The organism is Hymenobacter bucti (genome assembly GCF_042681145.1).
GTDB classification, from domain to species: domain Bacteria; phylum Bacteroidota; class Bacteroidia; order Cytophagales; family Hymenobacteraceae; genus Hymenobacter; species Hymenobacter bucti.
Genome location: NZ_JBHUFD010000001.1, coordinates 366491 through 386873, shown reverse-complemented (window position 1 = coordinate 386873; position 20383 = coordinate 366491). Strand labels below are relative to the sequence as shown.

At 62.9% G+C, this 20383-nt stretch carries 13 protein-coding genes; 2 read left to right on the top strand and 11 right to left on the bottom strand.

The genetic code is table 11. From position 1 onward, the window contains the following. Positions 1-100 precede the first annotated feature (100 nt). Positions 101-874 carry an enoyl-CoA hydratase/isomerase family protein gene (locus ACFSDX_RS01515; protein ID WP_382311421.1) on the top strand — a complete coding sequence of 258 codons (774 nt, stop codon included), beginning with the start codon at positions 101-103 and terminating at the stop codon, positions 872-874. Positions 875-928: 54 nt separating this feature from the next. On the opposite strand, the gene ACFSDX_RS01510 is transcribed toward ACFSDX_RS01515, so the two are convergent. From ACFSDX_RS01510 to ACFSDX_RS01490, 5 genes are all read right to left on the bottom strand, one after another. Then, positions 929-1615: a porin family protein gene (locus tag ACFSDX_RS01510; protein ID WP_382311420.1), complete on the bottom strand. Its 687-nt coding sequence runs from the start codon at positions 1613-1615 to the stop codon at positions 929-931. 176 nt (positions 1616-1791) lie between these two features. After that, the gene (locus ACFSDX_RS01505) at positions 1792-2226 is read right to left on the bottom strand and encodes an organic hydroperoxide resistance protein (RefSeq protein ID WP_382311418.1); all 435 of its coding nucleotides are present in this window, start codon (positions 2224-2226) and stop codon (positions 1792-1794) included. 363 nt (positions 2227-2589) lie between these two features. Continuing rightward, entirely contained in the window at positions 2590-4254 is a 1665-nt protein-coding gene (locus ACFSDX_RS01500) for an alkaline phosphatase family protein (RefSeq protein ID WP_382311416.1), read from the bottom strand. A gap of 196 nt (positions 4255-4450) precedes the next feature. Beyond that, positions 4451-6673, bottom strand: a complete 2223-nt coding sequence (locus ACFSDX_RS01495; RefSeq protein ID WP_382311415.1) for a choice-of-anchor I family protein — start codon at positions 6671-6673, stop codon at positions 4451-4453. 252 nt (positions 6674-6925) lie between these two features. Continuing rightward, positions 6926-7510: a hypothetical protein gene (locus ACFSDX_RS01490; protein ID WP_382311413.1), complete on the bottom strand. Its 585-nt coding sequence runs from the start codon at positions 7508-7510 to the stop codon at positions 6926-6928. 510 nt (positions 7511-8020) lie between these two features. On the opposite strand from ACFSDX_RS01490, the gene ACFSDX_RS01485 reads away from it, so the two are divergent. Then, on the top strand, positions 8021-10150 hold the full coding sequence (locus ACFSDX_RS01485) for a right-handed parallel beta-helix repeat-containing protein (protein WP_382311411.1): 2130 nt from the start codon (positions 8021-8023) through the stop codon (positions 10148-10150). 38 nt (positions 10151-10188) lie between these two features. Here the strand turns inward: ACFSDX_RS01485 and ACFSDX_RS01480 are convergent, their stop codons facing one another. From ACFSDX_RS01480 to ACFSDX_RS01455, 6 genes are all read right to left on the bottom strand, one after another. Further along, positions 10189-11202 (bottom strand): glycoside hydrolase family 43 protein, encoded by a 1014-nt coding sequence (locus tag ACFSDX_RS01480; RefSeq protein ID WP_382311409.1) that lies wholly within the window; start codon positions 11200-11202, stop codon positions 10189-10191. Between the two features lie 111 nt (positions 11203-11313). Further along, positions 11314-12687: a BNR repeat-containing protein gene (locus tag ACFSDX_RS01475; protein WP_382311407.1), complete on the bottom strand. Its 1374-nt coding sequence runs from the start codon at positions 12685-12687 to the stop codon at positions 11314-11316. 14 nt (positions 12688-12701) lie between these two features. After that, a complete protein-coding gene (locus tag ACFSDX_RS01470) occupies positions 12702-13352 on the bottom strand; it encodes a hypothetical protein (protein ID WP_382311405.1) in 651 nt (216 codons plus the stop codon). Between the two features lie 128 nt (positions 13353-13480). After that, positions 13481-16639, bottom strand: coding sequence for a beta-galactosidase, LacZ type (lacZ, locus tag ACFSDX_RS01465; protein WP_382311403.1), 3159 nt, complete (start codon positions 16637-16639; stop codon positions 13481-13483). Positions 16640-16811: 172 nt separating this feature from the next. Then, the gene (locus ACFSDX_RS01460) at positions 16812-18374 is read right to left on the bottom strand and encodes an alpha-N-arabinofuranosidase (RefSeq protein WP_382311401.1); all 1563 of its coding nucleotides are present in this window, start codon (positions 18372-18374) and stop codon (positions 16812-16814) included. Between the two features lie 46 nt (positions 18375-18420). Then, positions 18421-20382 (bottom strand): alpha-L-arabinofuranosidase C-terminal domain-containing protein, encoded by a 1962-nt coding sequence (locus ACFSDX_RS01455; RefSeq protein ID WP_382311399.1) that lies wholly within the window; start codon positions 20380-20382, stop codon positions 18421-18423. Between the last annotated feature and the right edge of the window lies 1 nt (position 20383).

The following is a 20383-nucleotide window of genomic DNA, read 5'->3' as shown; positions in this document are numbered from 1 at the left end:
GCGCAGTGTTTCGCGGTGTTGAAGCGCAGTGTTTCGCAGTGCCGAGCAAACACCCCGAAACCCTGCGCTTTAACACCCCGAAACACTGCGCGAAACCCGTATGAACGACTCCCTCACCGCTGGCCACGTGGCCGCCATCACCGATGCCCTAGGCATTGCTACCATCTCGTTTTTTCACCCGGCGCACAACTCGCTGCCCGGCCAGTTGCTACGCCAGCTAGCCGCTACCATCACGGCCGTGGGTCAGGCCGATACTACGAAAGTTATCATTCTGCGCAGCGAAGGCGAGCGCACGTTTTGCGCCGGCGCGAGCTTCGACGAACTAATCGCCATTGAGGATGAAGCCCAGGGCCAGCAATTTTTCTCGGGCTTCGCGCAGGTGATAAACGCCTGCCGTACCTGCCCAAAAGTCATTATTGGCCGGGTGCAGGGCAAGGCCATCGGCGGCGGCGTGGGCGTGGCGGCGGCCACCGATTATTGCTTAGCCACCGCGCAAGCGTCCGTGAAACTCAGCGAGCTAGTCGTGGGCATCGGGCCGTTTGTGGTGGGGCCGATAGTGGAGCGCAAAATCGGCACGGCGGCCTATGCGCAGCTGGCGCTGGATGCGGCCGAGTTTCGCTCTGCCACCTGGGCGCAGGCGCGCGGCCTCTATGCCGACGTGCTGGAAACCATCGAGGCCCTGGATGCCGCCGTGCAGGCCTTTGCCGCCAAGCTCGCCGCCTACAACCCCGAAGCGCTAACCGAGCTGAAGCGCGTAATCTGGGCGGGCACCGACGATTGGGACGCGTTGCTGGCCGAGCGCGCCGCCATCAGCGGGCGGCTGGTGCTATCGGCGTTTACCCGGCAGGCCATTCAGCAGTTCAAGGCCCGGTAGCTCACTGCCGATAGTCAAGCGCCCTAGGTCGGGCGAGCGGCCCGCTCCATGCGCCTAGCGAGCGGCCAGCTGGTAGGTGAGCGATGCTTGCAGCGTCTGGCAAAAAACCCGGCCCTGATAGTCGTAGTAAAAGGTGAGCAGGTCGATAGTAGGACTGCGGGCGCTGGAAACCAGCCCTTGAAAACCCCGCACACTCACGCCAAAACCCGCGGGCAGGTCCACGCCGACCCCTACGCACGGCCCAATATCGAAGCGCCGGTACCGGCTCGCGATGTTCCGGTCAACGTTCTGGTAGGTCAAACCGCTCCAACCGCTGAACTCATCGGTCCCCCTTTCGCTACCCCCAACTAGCAGGCTCACTTGCGGGCCGACTTCGAGGTAGGCCGGGCCAAATTTTACCCGCGCGAGCAGGGGCAGGTTAACGTAAGCCAAGCGCAGCCGGTAGTCGCCGCGGTAGCCGCCATCGGCGGCATCGGAGCGGAAGGCATGCAAATCGGCCATCTCGCGGCTGAACTGGATTTCCGGCACCACGGAAAAACGCTTACCCAGCTTGACCTGGTAATATGCCCCAGCCTGGTAACCCAGCTTGCTAGCGGTGGTAGCCCCCGTCTGGCTGACAGAGGGGTCGGGGTCTTTAGCCGTGAGGTGCGTGAGGGTGCCGCCCACCCGCAGGCCAAATTGGGCGTGGGCCAGCGGGCTGAGTAAGAGGCCGCCGCCCAGTAGGAACAGGAATCGCTGCATAGAAGTAAGGTAGAGAAGCGAGTAAATGAGCCACCCGCGCGCCCATTGGTTGCAGGCCAGCCCATTTCGCTTCAATACCCAAACAAGTTAAAACGCTAGATTAAGTAACAAAAAAGAAGGGTCAAGCCGTGCGGCCTGACCCTTCTTTATCAATGGCTTACGAGCCGCGGCGCTACCTAGGCGTTGGTGGTCGTGGTGAGGTTTACCTCGATGTTGCCTTTCGTGGCGCGCGAGTAGGGGCAGATGCCGTGGGCGGCTTCCACCAGGGCTTCGGCCTGGGCTTGCTCCATGCCGGGCAGGTTCACGTGCAGGTCGGCCGAGATGCCGTAGCCGCCGTCTTCGGCTTGGCCAAAGCCGATGAGGGCTTCTACCGATACGTTTTCAAGCTTCACCTTGGCCTGGCGAGCGGCCACGCCGAGGGCGCCCTCAAAGCAGGCTGCGTAGCCGGCGGCAAAAAGCTGCTCGGGGTTGGTGGCGCCGGCTTTGCCGGGGCCGCCCATTTCTTTGGGCGTGCTCAGGGTAAGGTCGAGCACCTTGTTGTCGGAAGTCACGTGGCCGTCGCGGCCACCAATGGCCTTAGCCTGGGCGGTAAACACCTTGTTGATTTTCATGAGGTTGTCTGAAAAAATTAAGAAATAAAAAGCAAGCTTGGGTTGGCGGCGGGGGAGCTGCCGGAGTAAAGAGCTGGTTTTAGACTTCCTACCCCCCTTGCGAAAGCCAGAAATAACAATTGCAGCGGAAGGCAACAGCCCAGTAGTTGGGCAATAAACGCGATTGATTGCGTAATGTTCAGTTGTGCACAATCTATTTTTATTATGAACAGCTATCGGACTGGTAAATAAGCTATTTACTTTTAAGTAAGCCCCGCACCCCACCTCAAGGCAGTGCTTTATTTACCAACACAGCCCCGACCTTCGGGTGAAAGTTGGGGCTGTGCGGGGGCTTGGCGCTGGTACCGCGGCTGCGGGCCTCCTCTACTTGCGGCGAGCTTTGGCGCTGGGCGCGGGGGCGCCCAGTACCTCCACGATGGGCTGGCCGGTGCAGGCGCTGGGCAGCTTGCTGTTTACTAGCATGGCGGCGGTGGGCGCAATGTCAGTGATGGTGTGGGGCGCGTAGCTGACACCGGCCGGGATGCCCATGCCCCACCACAGCAGCGGCACGTGGGTATCGTAGGCGTAGCCGGTGCCGTGGCTGGCGCCCACGCCAATGTCGCCGGTCCAGCCGGGCAGCAGCTCGTAGCGCACGTCGCCGAAGCGCGGGTAGTAGAGGCCGGCCACCAGCCGGGCCTCGGGGCCGGTGGTGTAGCCGCCGTTGAGCAGCTGCGTGGTAGTGCTCACCTGCGTGATGCCGGGCTGGTCGCGCAGAAACTCGGCCAGTACCTGCTGGGCGTGGGGCAGCTCAATTTTGCGCTGGGCCAGCAGCGGGCGGTTGAGGTGATACGAGTTATTAATCTCTTTTTCAAGCCACTGGCCGGGGCCAAACTGCGCCACCAGGTAGGCACCCGCCGCTTGGTAGGTACCCTTGCGGTCGAAGGTGCCCACGGGCAATTGGTGGTCGGCGAGATAGCGGGTCACCTCGCTGGCGCCGTGGTCGGCGGTCAGGAAGATGGTGTAGTTGCCCTTGCCCACGGTTTGGTCGAGGGCTTTTAGCAGGCGCGCTATTTCGAGGTCGAGGCGCAGGTAGAGGTCGTTTTCTTCCTTGGAAAGCGGCCCGAAGGTGTGGCCCACCGCGTCGGGGCTCGAGTAGCTGATGGCCAGCAAATCGGGCACGTCGTCGCGCCCTAGGTCGGTGTTTTTGAGCGCGGCCAGGGCCAGGTCGGTCAGCAGGTTGTCGCCGAAGGGCGAGGTGTACAGGCTCTCGTAGGCGGGCGGCGCGTTGAGCGGGGCCAGCTTGGCGAAGTCGTAGGGGAAGGTGGCGGCCGTTTTGCCCTTAAAAATGCGCTCGTAGCGGTTCGAGTCGGCCACGCTGTTGAGGTAGGCCGAGGCGGGCTTCAGTGGCGCCCAGGTTTGCTGGCGGTAGGCGTCGGCTTTTTTCTGGGCGTTGAACTCATTGACCCAGGCCGGCAGCTTGGGCACGTAGTAAGTGCTCGAAATGAAGTCGCCGGTGTTGGTATCGAACCAGTAGGCGCCGTCGGCCATGTGGCCGGCGGGCAGGGCCGAGGCACGGTCCTTCAAGGACAGCGCCAGCACCTTGCTGCGGCCGCCATAGGTCATCTTAAGCTCGTCGCCGAGGGTGGTACTGAGCTGGTTACGGGCCGACACGCCCAGGCCTTTGCTGGTGGTGCCCACGAGCTGCACGGTGGTGTCGTCGGTACAATACACGTCGTGGCGCAGGCGGCGGTCATACCACGAGTTGCCCACGATGCCGTGGTAGCGCGGCGTGGTGCCGGTGTACACGCTGGAGTGGCCCGGCCCGGTCACCGTGGGGATGTAATTGTAGTGCGTGTTGCGGCACTGGAAGCCCTCGCGCAACAGCCGGTTGAAGCCATCGGGCCCAAACTCGGGGCTGAAACGGGTGAGGTAATCGGGCCGCATTTGGTCGACCATGATGCCGACCAGCAGCTTAGGCGTGGGGCGAATTTGGGCAACCGCCGAGCTACCTAGGAGCAGGCCGGCGGCGAGGAAGTAGGAAGAGAACATGAGAAAAAAAATCGGGGCGCGAACCGATAGCAGTTACACCCCGGCACCTAGAGCAATTGCCGGACTGGCGGACAGTTTCTTGTTGAATTAAAAATTCAAGATAAATAAATTAAAAATTTGCAGCTCAATAGCTTGCCTAATTTTTAATTTATTATCTTGAATTTTTAATTTTATTTATGGAGTTGAAAAATTGCGCTTAGTTTACCACCAGCTTGGTGGCGGCGCCATCGTCGGCGCGCAACAGGTACAGGCCAGCCGCTAGGCCGTTGGTATCGAGGCGGTCGGTGGCGCGCAACTGTCGCACGGGGCGGCCGGCCAGGTCGTGCAGGGTGCCCGACACGGCCCGGCTCAGGCGCACGGGCGCGCCCTGGCTGGGGTTGGGGTAGGCGGCCAGCGGCTCGGTACCCTGACCCGGGCGGGCGGCGGTGGGCGTGCTGACCTGGATGCTGTACACGGCAATGGTGCTGCTCACCTCGTTGGCCAGCAGCAGTAGCGGCTGCCCGGTGGGGCTGTCGGCGGCCGGAATGAAGACGATGCCCTCGGGCCCTAGGTCACCAGTACTGGCCGTGAGGCTACGGTTGTTGGCGTAGGTTTCGAGCACCGGGGCGGCCGGGTTATTGATGTTGAACACCATCACGCCGCCCACTCGCTCCAGCGACACAAAGGCGTAGAGGTTGGCGCCGATGCGGCCGGTGGTCACGCCCTCGGGCTCGGGGCCCTTGTCGTCCGAGCGGTTTTTGCGGGTGGGCGCTTCAAAGGCGTTGCTGGCGTTGAAGAGGGCGCCGTAGGTAGGGTCGGCGGCCGTCACGCGCTCGAGCAGGTTGCCGCTGTCGTGGACCTCGGCGCCGGTGGCGGCGTTGTAGATGCTGAACGAGCGGCCGCCGAAGACGTAAATTTCGTCGAAGTCACCGTCGCCGTCGGTGTCGCCCAGCTTGTTGGTCACGTTGAGACGACCCAGCACGTTGTTGTTTTTCAGTAGGTTGGCGTAGGGAAAAGCCGTGGCGTCGAGCGGATAGGCCGCATTGCCAAGGCGCACGGCTTCAATGAGTCCGGGATTGGCCGAGGTGCCGTACTCGCGGGCGTCGCCCTCATTAGCCGTGAGTAGGTAGGAAACACCGCCCATCTCAAAGCTGGCAATGGCATCGGGCTGGCGCATGCCCTTGAGGGGCCAGTTAGCCATCAAAATATCGGTGGTCTGGTCGGAGGCGTCGAGGCTGCGGCCAGGCTGGGTGTGGTCGCTGTAGCCCACCGGGCGCAGGCCGGTTATCTGCTTGGTAGCCAGGTCGAGCACCGCGATGGCGTTGTTTTCCTGCAAGGTGATGTAGGCCGTTTGCGAGTTGGCGCTCACTGCAATATACTCGGGCTCCAGGTCCTGGGCCACCGTGCTGGGCGAGGCCGCCAAGCCGCCGTAGATGCGGATACCCTGGGCCCGCAGCGCGGCGGCCTGGGTGTTATAGGCCGTGAAGGTGGCCGTCGTCACGTTGGTTTGCGCGAGGCTGGCGATGCCGCCCGACACGTCGATGACCGACACACTACCCTCGGGGTCGGTGGTGTAGGCGGCGTTGGGCTCGCCCTCGTTGGCCGTGAGCACGTAGCGGCCATCGGGCGAGAAGGTAATCATGTCGGGCAGGGCACCCACGGTCACCTGCTTGAGAAACACGCCGTTCTGGTCAAAAAATACCACGCTGCCGTTTTGCTGCGGGCTGCTGTTTTCGATGGCGCAGGCCACCACCCCGTTGCGCACGGCCACTGAGTTGAGGCCGCCGTAAGTGCCGATAGGGACTGAGGCCACCGCCGCGATAGCGGCCGGATTAGCCAAATTCAGAATATCGAGCTTGCCGCCTATCGAGTTGGCCACGTACAGGCGCTTGGTAGTAGCGTCATAGGCCGAAATCTCGGCCGAGTTAATCTGGTTGGTACCGCTGAAGGGTGTGGCCGTTTGGTAGCTCTGCACTAGGCTCAGGGCCAGATTATTGGCCCGTACCGGCACGGGCGTGTCGTTGTCGCGGATGTAGACTAAAATGTCGTTGGCCGTGGCCGACACCGTGGCGTTGGTCGGGCTGACTAATCGCACCACAAAGTACTCGGTTTCCTCGGCCGTGGCGTCGTCCAAGATAGGAATGGTGAGCGTCTGGGCCCCCGTGGCACCGGCCGGGAAGGTCAGGGTCTGGGTCGTGGCGTAGGTATAATCCTGCCCGGCCGTGGCCGTACCAAACGGCTGCACCGTCACTTGCACCGTGCTAGCCGCCGCGCCGGGGTTGGTGATACTAAGCGGGATGCTGACCGTGCCCGCCCCTTCGGCCACCGTGAGCGTGGCGCTGGGCCGGGCAATGGTGGGCGTGGTTTGGGCGCGGGCAGCTCCGGCCGCCAGGCCTAGCAAGAGGGTAGCGGGAAGAAATGCGGAGAAGTTCAGGTGCATAGACGCGGCGGCTTGGTTAAAACGCCAAAGCTACCGGCCGACTATTTCGACAGTGTGAGGAAGGTATTATGAAATAAATTCGGGGCATCAGCCTATTTCCGCCAGGCCGCCGCCCCGTCTCACCGCGCAGGGCCCCATCGCCGCCCGGCAATCAGCAAAAAACACCCCGCCCGGCACCTAGGGCGCCGCCTTGTCGGTTTTCAGACAAGGCGGCGCCCTAGGTGCCGGGCGGGGCGCAAGGGGCGGAGGCGCTTATTCCTGCGTAGCGGCTACCGAAGTGGCGGCGTCGGGCGTGGGCTTGGCGTCGGTGGGACGGCGCTTGGGCGCGGCGGCGCGGCGCGGGGCCACCACGGCGGCGGGGCGGGCGGGCTGCGGGCGGGCGGCCCGGGGGGCCGAGGCTGCGGGGGCGCTTTTGGCGGCAGCTTTCGCAGTAGAGGCCTTGGCAGTAGTGGCTTTGGTGGCCGTTTTCTTGGCTTTGGCCGCCTGCTTGGCTTGCTTGCCGCGCTGCTTCACCAGCTTCTGAGAGAGGCGCTGAATGAGCTTGCTGATGGCTTTGGAAGGCGCTTCACCCTCTTTGCCCTCCGGGCTCAGGTAGGGCTGCAAGGCGCCGGTGAGCTCGCCGGCCAGGGCCTGGCGCACGCGCTTGGCGCTGGGTGCAGCGGCAGGAGCCGGCTTCTTTTCGGGCTTGGCTTTCTTTTTCTTCAGCAGCTGCTTGGCCAGCTTATTCAGGGTTTTGGTCACGGCCTTGGAGGGCTCGCTGCCGCTCGCCTCTGCCCCCAGGTGGGGGGTCACTGCCGTGGTCAGGTGGCTGGCCAAGGCTTTTTTAGCTTTACTCATAGGTAGGTGGGAATGAGAATGAAAAGAGGCTGCTACCGAGCGGTTAGGCCCGGTATTTCTGCTAAGCAAACTATTCTGTATAAACTTGTTAGAGCATTCCAGATAGGACTGCTCAATTAAAGTGCAATAGTACGACTTATCCCTGTTTAAACTGCAAATTGCTGTGTTAAGCTTTTTTGCTGGCCAGCTACTAGCAAGGTCGCTGAACAACCAGCTGCCTTGCCCGGCGCGCAAAGCAGCCTAGGTGCGTCGGCGCAAGTACCGGCGGCGGACAGTAGGCGGGCGGCGGGCGGGCAGAACTCAACGGCTATTTCAGCCGCTGCGCAACTGGTGCCGAAATTGCATTTATCAGGAATAAGGAATAATTATACATTATCACAGCAAAAGGTAATGCGGTACTAGCACAAAAGCTACTTTCTATAATAATTATAAATTATTATCAATTATGGTACTATTTTTATAGATTGGGTTATTCTTAACTTTGCATCTCGTTATTATTAGTGATTTGCTATGCGTTATATAATTATACTTTTCCGTTTTATCATCTTGGGCTACAGCCTGCCTGCGGCGGCCTTTACTTACTACGTGAGTCCGCTGGGCGATGATGCGCAGGCCGGCACCACGGTGAGCACGGCTTGGCGCACCATCGGGCGGGTAAATGCGGCGACCCTGCTGCCCGGCGACCGGGTGCTGTTTGAGGGCGGGCAGACCTTTGCGGGCAGCATCGACCTGGGCCGCAACGCTGGCACGCCCGACCGCCCCCTAGTGGTGGGCTCGTATGGCCGGCAGGCGGCCGTTATTGCCAGTGGCACCTCCTTTGGGCTATATGCCTACAATAGCGCGGGCGTTGAGGTCCGCCACTTGGTTTTTCGGGGCGATGGCCGGAGCGTCAATACGGAACAGGGCGTAAATTTTTACATCGACACGCCCGATACGCACCTTCAGTACCTGCGCCTCGACAGCCTCGAGGTGAGCGGCTACCACTACAACGGCATCATCGTCGGCAGCTGGAGCGGTACCAGTGGCTACGCCGATGTGCACATCACCAACTGCCAGGCGCACGCCAACGGCGAGGGCGGGATAGTTTCCTACGCGGAGGCCCTGGCGGCGCACCACAACTGGTACGTGGGCAACTGCCAGGCGTTTGATAATGCGGGCCTGCCCGATGTCACGTATACCAATACGGGCAGTGGCATCGTCATGTCGGGCATCGATGGCGTGCTGGTGGAGAAGTGCGAAGCCTACCACAACGGCTGGCTCAATGCCAACCAGAGCGGGGGCCCGGTGGGCATTTGGGGCTACTGCTGCAACAACCTGGTGATTCAGCACTGCGAGTCGCACCACAATAGCTCGGGCACGCGCCACGATGGCGGGGGCTTTGATTTGGATGGGGGCTGCACCAATTCGATACTCCAGTACAACTACTCGCACCACAACGGGGGCCCGGGCTACCTGCTGGCGCAGTACTACGGCGCCCCGCCCATGCACGACCTGACGGTACGCTACAACGTGAGCGAGGACGATGCCCGCCAGTACAGCCAGGGCGCCATCCAGGTATGGTCGTCGGGGGCGAGCGGGGGTATTCAGCGCGCGCTCATTCACAATAACACCGTTGTCGTGACTCCCCCAGCCGATGGCTCGCAGCCCAAAGCACTGCTCATTATGAGCGACGCGTTTAGCGATTTGCTGCTTCGCAACAACGTGCTGGTTACCGCCGGGGGGCTGCCGGTGCTGAGCACCGCCAGCACGACCAGCCTGCGCCTGGAAGCCAACTGCTACTGGAACGCCACCCAGCTGCGCCTCGACTGGGCGGGCACCACGTATGCCGACCTAGGCAGTTGGCGCGCCGCTACGGGCCAGGAGCAGCTGGCCGATGGCCGGGCCACCGGCGTGAGCGCCGACCCCAAGCTCGCCAGCGCCGACCCTACCCTGGCCCCCACCCCCGGCTCGCCCATCCAGGGCGCGGGCCTCAACCTACGGGCCGAATTCAACGTCAGCCCCGGTCCGCAGGATTTTGTGGGCAATCCCACGCCCACCAAAACTTCCCCCAGCAACATCGGCGCGATTGAAACGCTGGCGGCGCCGCTGCCGGTGGTCCTCACCGAGTTTACAGCCGTGCAAGCCGGCACCGCCGCTCTACTGAGCTGGCGCACAGCCTCCGAGCAGAACAACGCATACTTCGCCGTTGAGGGCAGCCCCGATGGGATAGTTTTTAAGCGTCTGGGCCTCGTGGCGGGGCACGGCACCAGCACACTGGCCCACCCCTACCAGTACCGCGACACGGCCCTGGTGCGCGCGGCCACCGGCGCAGTGTACTACCGCCTGCAGCAAGTGGACACGAACGGCCGCGTGACCTACTCACCCACGCGCGTGCTCACGCCGGTCGTTGCCCTTGGCACCAGGGCCGGGGCCGCCGGGCCAGTCCTGCAGCTATATCCTAACCCCGCCCAACCCCAGGAGCTAGTCGTGGTGGAAGGCCCGGCCGGCACCCGCGTGCACGTGTTAACTGTGCGCGGGCAGTTGGTAGCGAGCGCGGTAGTAGCCGCCAGCGGCCAGGCTAGCCTGTGCTTAACCACTTTAACCCCAGGGCTTTATATCGTGCAGTGCGGCCAGCAGCGGGCAAAGCTCACCGTAAACTAGCTGGTTCATTAATCCGGGCCGGGCGGCGCAGCCTTCGCCTACCTAGGCCGGGGCTGCGGGGTGTAAGTGGGCCCGAGGCACCTAGGGCCGGCCGGGGTCCAGGCCAGGGGGTCGATGCAGAGCTCGCGGGCGGTCATGGCGGCGTTCCAGGCGTGGTACACCAGGTACTCGGTGCGGCCGTCGGGACTCATGGTGTGGCAGTGGTGGCCGGGGCCGCGCACGTGGCCGGGCACCGAGTGCAGCACCCGCGCCCCGGCATCGGAGCCCGAGTCGAGGTAGGGACCCAGCACGTGCTCGGCCACGCAGTAATCGACGCCGTAGCGGTCGGTGAGGAAGTTGGCGCCGCTGAAAAAGCAGTAGTACTTGCCGGCGTGGCGGCGCACGAACGGACCTTCCAGGGTGTGCCACTGCGCAAAGGTGCGGTTGCCGTAGAGCGGCATCAGGCGGTTAGCCTCGAAGAGCGTCCAGCGGTGGCGGGCGCGCAGCACGGTGCGGGGCGCGTTGGCGAGCTGGGTCATGCTGGTGAGGCGGTCGACCACCAGGCCGGTGCCGGGGTAGTAGCCGTCGGCGGTGTCGGTAAAGTCGCGGGCGTAGAACAGGTACCACTGCCCATCGGTGTCCTGAAAGGCGTGGGCGTCGATGGTAAACTGGCTATCGGGCACCGGCAGGGCGGCTACTTCGGTGTACGGCCCCTCGGGCCGGGGGCTGGTGGCCACGTGCAGTTGGTGCCCCACGGTGGCCCCGATGGCCCCGCCGCCCCGCGAGTAGTACATGTAAAACGTGCCCTTGTGCTCCACCACCTCCGGCGCCCAGAAGTCAAATTCCTCACTACCAGCCGGGGGCGTGAGCGCCCCACCCAAGGGCCGCCAGTCAACCAGATTCTCCGATTGCAAGAGCGTAAAAATGCGGCCATCGGCGGTGCGCCCGCGCCCGGTGGTGCCGAAGGCGTAGTAGTGCTTTTCGTGTTTTAAGACGAAGGGGTCCGGGAAATTGCCGGCCAGCACGGGGTTGGTATAGGTGCGGGCCGCCGCCGCGGCAAGGGGCTGACGCATAGCAAGTAGGGCAAGCCCGGTGAGGGAACCAGTGAGAAAAGAACGACGGGTGGGCATGGGCAGGAAAGCGTAATTCCCGCCGCACGGCCGCGGCGGGTAAACCAAGTTACGCTACTTTACTGCCGCCGGGCTTGGCGCCCCGGCGGGCACCGCTACGGCACCTAGGGTAGCCGGCCGCACGGGCTGGCCGGGCTGCCAGTCCAGCACGTAGACGGGTTGGGCGGGCAGGTTTTCGAGGGTTTCGCCATCGCCCTGGCCGGTGCGCTGCACGAAGAGGCTCAGCACCTGCTCTTTTTTCCAGCGCTCGGTGTCGTAGCTGGGCTCCCAGTTGCCGACGCTGGCAGTGGTGAGGTCAGCGGCGGTCCAGGTATTCGTCCCTAGGTCGGCGCATTGCAGCACCGAAGCGCGGTCCTGGCGCTCGGCATCGCGGAAGAGCAGGTAGGCGGCCGTGCGGCCTTTCTGGGTGGAAGCCAGCAGTTGCGGCCGCGAAATCGGGATGCGCTTGGTGCCCACGCCGCTCAGGCTAAAGGGCGTGGTGCGCTGGCTGATTTGGGTGGTGCGCCACTGTTTATCTTTCAAGTAAATAAGCTGATACTGCGGCACCTGCGTGCCCGCCGGCCGCCAGTAGCTGGCGATGTAGGGCGCGCCCGCCGCATCGGTCGTGATGGTGGTTTGGTTTATCAGCTCGCTGTTTTGCGGAATGCGGGCGGCGTACTCGGCCGTGCCCGCCGTGATGGGCAGCTTATACGTTTCGCCAGTGCTCTTCTGCCAGGTCTGGCCGCCGTCGAGCGAACGGGCGTAGGCCATGTCGTGGTTGGAGGCCACGTTGGGGCTTTCGCGCCACACCCACGACACGTGAATGGTGCCCATAGGGTCGATACAGGCCTGCCAGTAGGCATTGCGCTGGCCCTCGCCGTCGATGAGCACGTCGTGCAGGCGCGTCCATTTCTGCGTTTTCACCGCGTAGCGGTTCAGCACGAGGTTACCGTTGCCCGAGCCGCCGTCGCGGTACATGAAGAGCAGGTCGCCCGAGGGGTAGCGGTAAAACTCGGGGTAGCTCACTTTCTGCTCGCGGTCGCCGGTCATGGGTTGCAGCTCGCTCATTGTCAGCGAGCCGGGCGCCGTGCTGCGGCAGTAGTGCAGGGGGTTGTTGTGGTGGTCGAAAGACAGGTGCAGGTAGCCCGCGCCATCTGCCATGAGACTGATGACGTTGTGCGCGTCCTTCACATTGCCCTGGTACTTGGTGCGCTGCACCTGCCACGGCCCGGCGGGCAGGCGGCGCTTACCCAGCGTCACGTAGCCTAGGGAGTCGTAGTAGGCCACGTACTGGTTTTGGCCCTGGCTCACGACCGAATTCTTGCGGAAAATCGCGCCGTTCACGTTGTTTTTGGCCCAGCCTAGGCCCACGGGCGTTTGGGCGCGGGCGCCTAGGGCGGTCGTGAGTAGAGCGAGCAGCAACAGCCGCAAAAAGCGAGTTAGAAACATTACAAGATTGTGAATTATTGGGTCGCCAGGCCGCGAATCATAGTGGTGCCGGGTGGGTGTACTTTAGGTTTGTAGGGCACCGAGCGAATATTTACGACGGTCGTAGCTGCGGTGCCCGGCGTAGCCTGGGTTATGTCAAAGCCCGCAATCGCGTCGGTGAGTATTCGCAACGACTCATCTTGAATAGGAGCGCCATTAAACTCAAACCCGACCGGGCCGTGCAGCCCCAGCCCGCGTTTGATGGCCGCCAATGACCTCGCTTTCAGTTTTGTTTTAGGATTGGTTTTCAGCGTAATGCTGATAATACCGGGCGCAGTCAGGCTGCGCCATTGCACTGGGCCACTGCCTGATTTATAAATTTCAATCTTATCTATTTGCTGCGGGTTTATGGCGCTTAGCGCGCTCGTGCTGGTGAGGTAGCGCCCATTTATAATGCACACCGGCTCCGGAATAGTGGGCCGACTTTGCTGCGGTGTGGTGGCCGTGGGCGCCGGGGCAGCCGACTGCTTCGGTGGCAGTTCGGCTCCTATATCTACCCTAGGCGGAGCTACTACTGGGGTTGCCGGAGGCAGGGGCGCAATGGCTGCCTGCTGCGCCCAACCTAGGTGCCCCGCGAGGCAGCCGGCGGCGAGTAGCATCAGAGGAATAATCTGGCGAGCGGGCATAAAATCACTGTTGTGAGAAGTTTGTCCTTGCGAGCGTAGCGAAGCAATCGCACCTAAGCGGCTCGTTCTAGTGTGATTGCTTCGCTACGCTCGCAATAACAAACGTTTTTTAATCGCTCAATAGCTACCTAGGGCTGCGGCTTCTCGCCGCCCACCAGGCGCAGGGTGTAGCTGTAGCTATACTGCTTGGCCAGCAGGCGGTACTGGTCGTGGGGCAGAGCGCCCCAGCTGTTGTCGCCGCCCACGCCGCGCTGGGCCAGGTCGAGGTGCAGCCAGGTTTGACCGTGGGCCTTGAGGTCGGTGGGGTGCTGCTGCTTTTTGCTAAGGCCGGGGTCTAGGTCTTCGGAGCGGAAGGGCAGCGCGCTGAAGCAGAGGGGCTGGCCGGCACCCTCCACGCGCAGGCCTTGGCCGGCGGCATCGGTGAGGGTGAGCCAGCGCACGTCGGTGTGGTAGCCGTACTCCTGCGGCCGGATGTAGGTACCGGGGAAGCTGCGCCGCACCGAGTCTTGGTAGGTGCCGAGCAGGGCAGCCGAGTTGCGGTCGGCGTAGTTTTCCCAAGGGCCGCGGCCGTAGTAGCGCAGTTGGTCGAAGCTGCGGGGCACCTCCAGGCGCATGCCGAAGCGCGGCATTTCGGGCAGGGTTTTGTCTTTCAAATCGATGCTGGCCGTGACGCGCACGGCGCCATCGGGCTGCACCAGGTAGGCCACGGTGTAGGGCACACCTAGGTCGGCCAATTGGTACTCCACGGTGAGGAGCAGGCCGGCGACCGACTGCTCGCCCACCGTCACGCGCTGCACCGGGCGGTTGGCGTGGGCGCCGCGCCACACGCCGAGGCTTTGGGGCATGTTATTGCCAAAGTCATTATCAGTAGGTGCGCGCCAGAAATACGGCTCGGGAAACGAGCCCAGCATGCGCTGCTCGCCGCGGCGGTAGCTCGTCAGGCGGCCCTGCTTGGTGTTGAACTCGCCGCGCACTTCGCCGGCGGTCCAGGTCAGCCGGTCGCCATCGCGCTTGATTTCCAGCGTACCGGCCGGGGCTGGCGCGGCCGCGAAATAGGCTGGGGCGGGCGTGAGCACGAACTGCTCGCGGGCTACTTCGTGGCCGGCCGGCACGAGCGGCGCGGCGGCTTTGGTGACGGCGAAGACGTTGAGCACATACTCGGCGCCGGCCTCTTGCTTCAGGGCGGGCAGGGCCATCTTGAACTCCTTTTGCTGGCGCGGACCGAGCTTACCCACCGCGAAGGAGCCGGTTTTGGCCACTGCACCGTTGCGCAGCAGCTCCCAGCGGAAGGCGTATTGGTCAAGGTTTTTGAAGGAAAACCAGTTGATGACCGTCACGCGCCCGCTGGCGGGCTGGGCGGCGCTGAAGCGGATATCCTGGTACACTTTCTTGACTTCGAGCAGGCCGGGGTGCGGGGTGCGGTCGGCGGCCACGAGGCCGTTGGCGCAGAAGTTCTCGTCGTTCTGCATATGGTAGCCGCCTAGGTCGCCGCCGTAGGCGAAAAACGGCCGCCCGTCGGGCGTGCGGGTAGCCAGTCCCTGGTCAACCCAATCCCAGATAAAACCGCCCTGCATGTGCGGGTGGGTGCGTATCAAGTCCCAGTACTCCTGAAAGTTGCCGCTGCTGTTGCCCATGGCGTGCGAGTACTCGCACATGATGTAGGGCCGGGTTTTGTCGGTGGCTTCGGCGTATTTTTTCATCGACCCCATGCCGGGGTACATGGGCGCCACGATGTCGGTATCGACGTCCTCGCCGGCCTGCTCGAAGGAGATGGGGCGGCTGGGGTCGCGCTGCTTGAGCCAGGTGTACGCCTCGTGGAACACTGGCCCGTTGCCGCACTCGTTGCCCAGGCTCCAGATGATGACCGAGGCGTGGTTTTTGTCGCGCTCGACCAGCCGGTTGATGCGGTCGCGGTGGGCGGCCTTCCACTCGGGCAGGTAGGCGGGGTGCTTGGTTTTGTCGAACGTGCCCTGCAGCTCGGCGCCGTAGCCGTGGGTTTCGATGTTGGCCTCGTCCACGAGGTAAAAGCCCAGCTCGTCGCACAGGCGCAGCCAGCGCTCATCGTCGGGGTAGTGGCAGCTGCGGATGGCGTTGATGTTGTGCTGCTTCATCAGCTCCAGGTCGCGGCGCATGCCGGCCTCCGTAACTACGCGGCCGGTGGTAGGCTCCAACTCGTGGCGGTTCACGCCGTGCACTTCCACGGGCACGCCATTCACCATGAGCTGAGCGTTTTTGATTTCGACCTTGCGGAAACCGATTTTGGTGCCGGTCACGGCCAGCACTTTGCCCTGGGCGTCGGCTAGGGTCAGGCGCAGTTGGTAGAGGGTCGGTATTTCAGCGCTCCAGGGACGCACGCCTTTGATGCTGCCGCTCAGCTTCACCTCCTGGGTAGCGGCGGCGGTGGGCGCGGCCACGGCCTGCTGCTGGCGCAGCACCACCTTGCCGCTGGGGTCCACGACCTCGGCCGTGAGGCGGGCGGCGGGCGCGCTGCCAAAGCTGCGCACCGTTACTTCGGTGCTAAACTGGCCGTTCTTGTAGCTCGGGTCGAGGTCGGCGTGGGCGAAGAAATCCCAAATCGTGTGCCTAGGGAGCGCCGTGAGGAACACGTCGCGGTCGAGGCCCGAGAGGCGCCAGAAGTCCTGGTCTTCGAGGTACGAGCCATCGTGCCAGCGCAGTACCTGCACGGCCAGCTGGTTGTCGCCGGGCTTGAGGAATTTGGTGATGTCAAATTCAGCCGGCGACTTGGCGGCCTTGCTGATGCCCACGCGCTGCCCATTTACATACACAAACGCGCAGCCCGAGATGGCGCCAAAGTGCAGCAGCACCTCGCGCCCCGCCCAGCCGGCCGGCACCGTGAAGCTGCGCCGATAGGTGCCCACCGGGTTGTTGCTAGGGTCGATAAACGGCTGGTTGCGCGGAAACGGGTAGGTAATGTTAGTGTAAATCGGAATCCCAAAACCCTGGATTTCCCAGTTGCCGGGCACGGTGATGGGCTTCCAGCTAGCATCGTTGAAGCTGGGCTGGAAGAAGTCCAGCGGCCGGTCGGCGGGCCGGGCCACGTAGTTAAATTTCCAGGTGCCGTTCAGGCTCTGGTACCAGGGCGAGCGGGCGTAGTCGTCGGCGGCCACGTCGGCCGGCTGCTCGTAGAGCTGGAAGCTGGCACGAGGCGCCTCCTGGCCCTGTTGCACCAGCTGGGGGTTTTGCCACTCGGCGGGGTCAGGGGCCTGGGCGGCGGCCACGCCGCTAGCCAGCAGCAGCGCCGCGAGCGGCAAACGGAAATTGGGCATAAGGGGGGCGGGAAAAGACAAAATGGGTAGCGTGACAATTCCGCTAACCGAGCCTACCAAGTCGAGGGCAATACTACTTCCGGCTAGGCCGCAAGGACGGGGGTATTTTCAGAGAAATGCGGGGCCATACTCTTTGTCGCGCTTACTATGCAATACTTTGTTAGGCACTTATCTACTTTAGCTCCACTACCACTACCGACTTGGGCGGCAGCGTTATAGCCAGCTTGTCGCCCTTCTTCTTGGCGCCGGTGAAGGCGGCCAGCTTGAGGTTGTTGGGCTTGTCGAAGGTGTTGTAGTCGCTCACGCTGGCCGAGGTCAGGATGCGGCCGGTCACGGTTTTGAAGCTCACGCCGGGCAGGGCGGTTTCGAGAGTCAGGGCGTTTTTGGGGTCGAGGTTGACCAGCGAAATGTGCACCGCGCCGTTCTTGTCTTTTGAGGCCGAGGCGTTGAGGGCCGGGATTTTCTCGCCGCCTAGGGTGTAGTCGGGGCTCTGAAATTGCATAGGCAGGTACTGCGCGTCCTGGTGCACTTGGTAGAGGTCAAACACGTGGTAGGTGGGCGTGAGCAGCATCTTCTCCTTATCAGTCAGCACCAAAGCTTGCAGCACGTTAATGGCCTGGGCGAGGTTGGCGCCCTTCACGCGGTCGCAGTGGTTGTTGAAGATATTGAGGGTGGTGCCGGCCAGCAGCGCGTCGCGCAGCGTGTTTTGCTGGTACAAAAAGCCGGGATTAGTGCCAGGCTCCACGTCGGTCCAGATGCCCCACTCATCCACGAGCAGCGCCACCTTTTTATCCTTGTCGTACTTGTCCATAATGGCGGCGTGCTTGGTCACTATCGCGTCCATTTTCAGGCCGTTGCGCATGGTGTTGAAGTACTCCTGCTCGCCAAAGCCGGTGGCTTTGCCCTTGCTGCCGGTCCAGCTGCCGGTGGGCAGCGTGTACTGGTGCAGGGTGAGACCCCACATCTGGTTGAGGGGGATGTTTTTCATGCACGTTTCGGTCCAGTTGGCGTCGTCGCCGTTGGCGCCGCTCACGATGCGCTTGAGCCGGGTGCCGGGGTAGTCATGGGCGAAGGTGGCGTAGCGCTTGTACACGCTGGTGTAGTAGTCGGCCGTCATGTTGCCGCCGCAACCCCAGCTCTCGTTGCCGATGCCCCACCACGCTACCTTGTAGGGCTCGGCGTGGCCGTTTTTCTTGCGCTCCTGCACCATGGGCGTGTCCTCGTCCGAGTTCAGGTACTCCATCCAGTTGCTCATTTCCTGCACGGTGCCGCTGCCCACGTTGGCGGCCAGGTAGGGCTCGGTGCCCAGCAGGCCGCACAGCTCCAGAAACTCGTGGGTACCGAAGCTATTGTCTTCCAGAGTATTACCCCACCACAGATTCAGCATCTTGGGGCGCTGGGCGGCGGGCCCTACCCCATCGTGCCAGTGGTAGGTATCGGCAAAGCAGCCACCGGGCCAGCGCAGGTTAGGCACGTGAATCTTCTTGAGCGCGTCCACAATGTCCATCCGGATGCGGCCTTGCTTGGGCACGTTCAGGCCGGGCTCGACCCAAAAGCCACCGTAGATGCAGCGCCCCAGGTGCTCGGCAAACTGCCCTTGAATGTGCTTGCTGACAATGAGTTTGGAGTCGCCGGGCTGCACGGTAAGCTGCACGGTTTGGGCTTGGGCGGCGGCCAGCGGCGCGGCCAAGCCGAGCGCTGCCAGCGTGAGCCGGCGAAAAGAAAAGGTGGGCATGAGTGGGGAGAAATTGTGGAGATTGGAGAGTTAAGAGCGTTCAGGCTCAGCGCTTACCGCGCAGCCGAATCACCGTCAGCGAATACGGCTGCGCGGTATAAGCAAACTGCCTAGTCGCTTTATAAGCAGTAACTTGCGGCATTACCGTGCGGGGACTGGCGAAGGTGTTTTTTGCGTCTTTGTCGCCCATAAAAGTGGTGCGGGTGGCCGTCCTATTCAGGCCCTTGAAGCCCGCTAAATCGACCTGGAACGGCTGGGCGGTGGCGCTGGCGTTTACCAGCTTCAGGATAACATCGCCAGTTTTAGCGTCGCGCACGCAGGAGGCGGCTACGGTGGTGTCGGCTATGGCGCCGGAGGGCGGCGTCACCACGCCGGATACGTAGTCGGTGCCCTGGTTTTGGCCGAAAAGCTGCTGCACGTAGTAATTCACGGTGGGCACTACCGTGCTGTTGGTGAAGTAGATGAGGTCAGGGTTCCACTGCGTGTGGCCTTCCTTGGCCAGCAGCGGCGCGTAGCTGGCCAGCTGCACCACGTCGCCGTTGCGCTCCAGGGAGGTCATATAGGCGGCTTCTGCGATGGCGTTGAACAGGGTATTGCCCCACGAGGCGTACTCGCCTAGGTACACCTTGGGCTTGGTGCGGTCGTAGGTGTCGTAGCGCCGGTTATTGGTCAAAAACCACTTGGGCTTCTCGTAGTAGTGCTCGTCCACGAGCGGCACGTTAAGCTGGCTAGCGATAGCCCAGCCCTTGTCGTAGTCCTCACCCTTGGGCGACGGCCCCACCGTGCCGATTACCTTGACCTTAGGGTACTTGGCTCGCACGGCCGCGTAAATTATCTTGAACCGCTCCTCAAACTCCGGCGTGATTTTATCTTCGTTGCCGATGCCGATGTACTCCAGGTTGAAGGGCGCGGGATGGCCCGCCGCGGCCCGCTTGGCACCCCAAGTAGAGGTGGCGGGGCCGTTGGCATATTCCACCAGGTCAACCACGTCTTGGGTGTAGGCGGCCATGTCGGCCAGCGGCACGCACTGCTGGCCGGTGCCGCCAATCTTCCAGGTGCCGCCCGAGTTTTGGCAGCTCACGCCAGCGGCTACTACGGGCAGCGGCTTAGCCCCAATGTCTTCGCAAAACTGGAAGTACTCGAAGTACCCTAGACCGGCCGTTTGGTGGTAGTTCCAGATGTTGCGCTGGGCCACGCGCTGCTCCACCGGGCCCACCGTTTTTTTCCAGTCATAGAGGTTGTCGAGGCCGTCGCCGTGGGCCAGGCAGCCGCCCGGAAAGCGCACAAACTTGGGCTGGAGGTCGCCGATAACCTGGGCTAGGTCGGCGCGCAGGCCGTTGGGGCGATTATGAAAGGTCTTCTGCGGAAACAGCGAAATCATGTCCAGGTCCACCACACCTTTACCGGTAGCCAGCACCACCAGGCTGGCCTCGGGGTCGGCGGCCGTGAGCGCGAAAGTGGCGCGATACTGCTGCCAGCCGGCGGCCTGGGCCGATAGGGTGGTTTCGGCCAATACCTTGTCTTTCTTATCGCGCAGCTGCACCAGCAGCGGCATGGCCGTGCCTGACTTCACCCGCGCCCACACCGAGAAATCGTAATTCTCGCCTGCTTTCAACGCAATGCCGTCGAAGCCCGCATTTTTCAGACCTAGGCCTTTTTGCAAGGGGTTTTCGACGCGCAGCTGCACATAGTGCGGGTTGTTGGCGTGCAGCGGGGCGGCGCTTTCTACCGATACGCGGCCCATGGCGTAGCCCTCGTGCAGATAGTCCCAGCTCGTGAGTGGGTGCCAGCCGCCGTGGTCGCTGGGCGTGTACTCGAAGGAACGGTTTTGCACCAGCTCGCCGTACAGCCCGCCATCGGCAGCGTAGTTGATGTCCTCGAAGAAGATGCCGAACAAGTCGGGGCTGATGGCTTTGGTGGTTGGTTTGGCCTGGCCTACCGCCAGCAGCGGTGCGGCTAGTACGGCCGCACAAAGCAGCGGCCGCAGGGAGGAGAAGAGAGTGGTCAAC

What these genes read in the sequence shown, in the direction of transcription:
- ACFSDX_RS01485 (WP_382311411.1), top strand. Translation starts at nt 8,021, where the DNA reads ATGCGTTATATAATTATACTTTTCCGTTTTATCATCTTGGGCTACAGC.
- ACFSDX_RS01460 (WP_382311401.1), bottom strand. Translation starts at nt 18,374, where the DNA reads ATGCCCACCTTTTCTTTTCGCCGGCTCACGCTGGCAGCGCTCGGCTTG.
- ACFSDX_RS01515 (WP_382311421.1), top strand. Translation starts at nt 101, where the DNA reads ATGAACGACTCCCTCACCGCTGGCCACGTGGCCGCCATCACCGATGCC.
- ACFSDX_RS01480 (WP_382311409.1), bottom strand. Translation starts at nt 11,202, where the DNA reads ATGCGTCAGCCCCTTGCCGCGGCGGCGGCCCGCACCTATACCAACCCC.
- ACFSDX_RS01495 (WP_382311415.1), bottom strand. Translation starts at nt 6,673, where the DNA reads ATGCACCTGAACTTCTCCGCATTTCTTCCCGCTACCCTCTTGCTAGGC.
- ACFSDX_RS01470 (WP_382311405.1), bottom strand. Translation starts at nt 13,352, where the DNA reads ATGCCCGCTCGCCAGATTATTCCTCTGATGCTACTCGCCGCCGGCTGC.
- ACFSDX_RS01510 (WP_382311420.1), bottom strand. Translation starts at nt 1,615, where the DNA reads ATGCAGCGATTCCTGTTCCTACTGGGCGGCGGCCTCTTACTCAGCCCG.
- ACFSDX_RS01475 (WP_382311407.1), bottom strand. Translation starts at nt 12,687, where the DNA reads ATGTTTCTAACTCGCTTTTTGCGGCTGTTGCTGCTCGCTCTACTCACG.
- lacZ (WP_382311403.1), bottom strand. Translation starts at nt 16,639, where the DNA reads ATGCCCAATTTCCGTTTGCCGCTCGCGGCGCTGCTGCTGGCTAGCGGC.
- ACFSDX_RS01500 (WP_382311416.1), bottom strand. Translation starts at nt 4,254, where the DNA reads ATGTTCTCTTCCTACTTCCTCGCCGCCGGCCTGCTCCTAGGTAGCTCG.
- ACFSDX_RS01490 (WP_382311413.1), bottom strand. Translation starts at nt 7,510, where the DNA reads ATGAGTAAAGCTAAAAAAGCCTTGGCCAGCCACCTGACCACGGCAGTG.
- ACFSDX_RS01505 (WP_382311418.1), bottom strand. Translation starts at nt 2,226, where the DNA reads ATGAAAATCAACAAGGTGTTTACCGCCCAGGCTAAGGCCATTGGTGGC.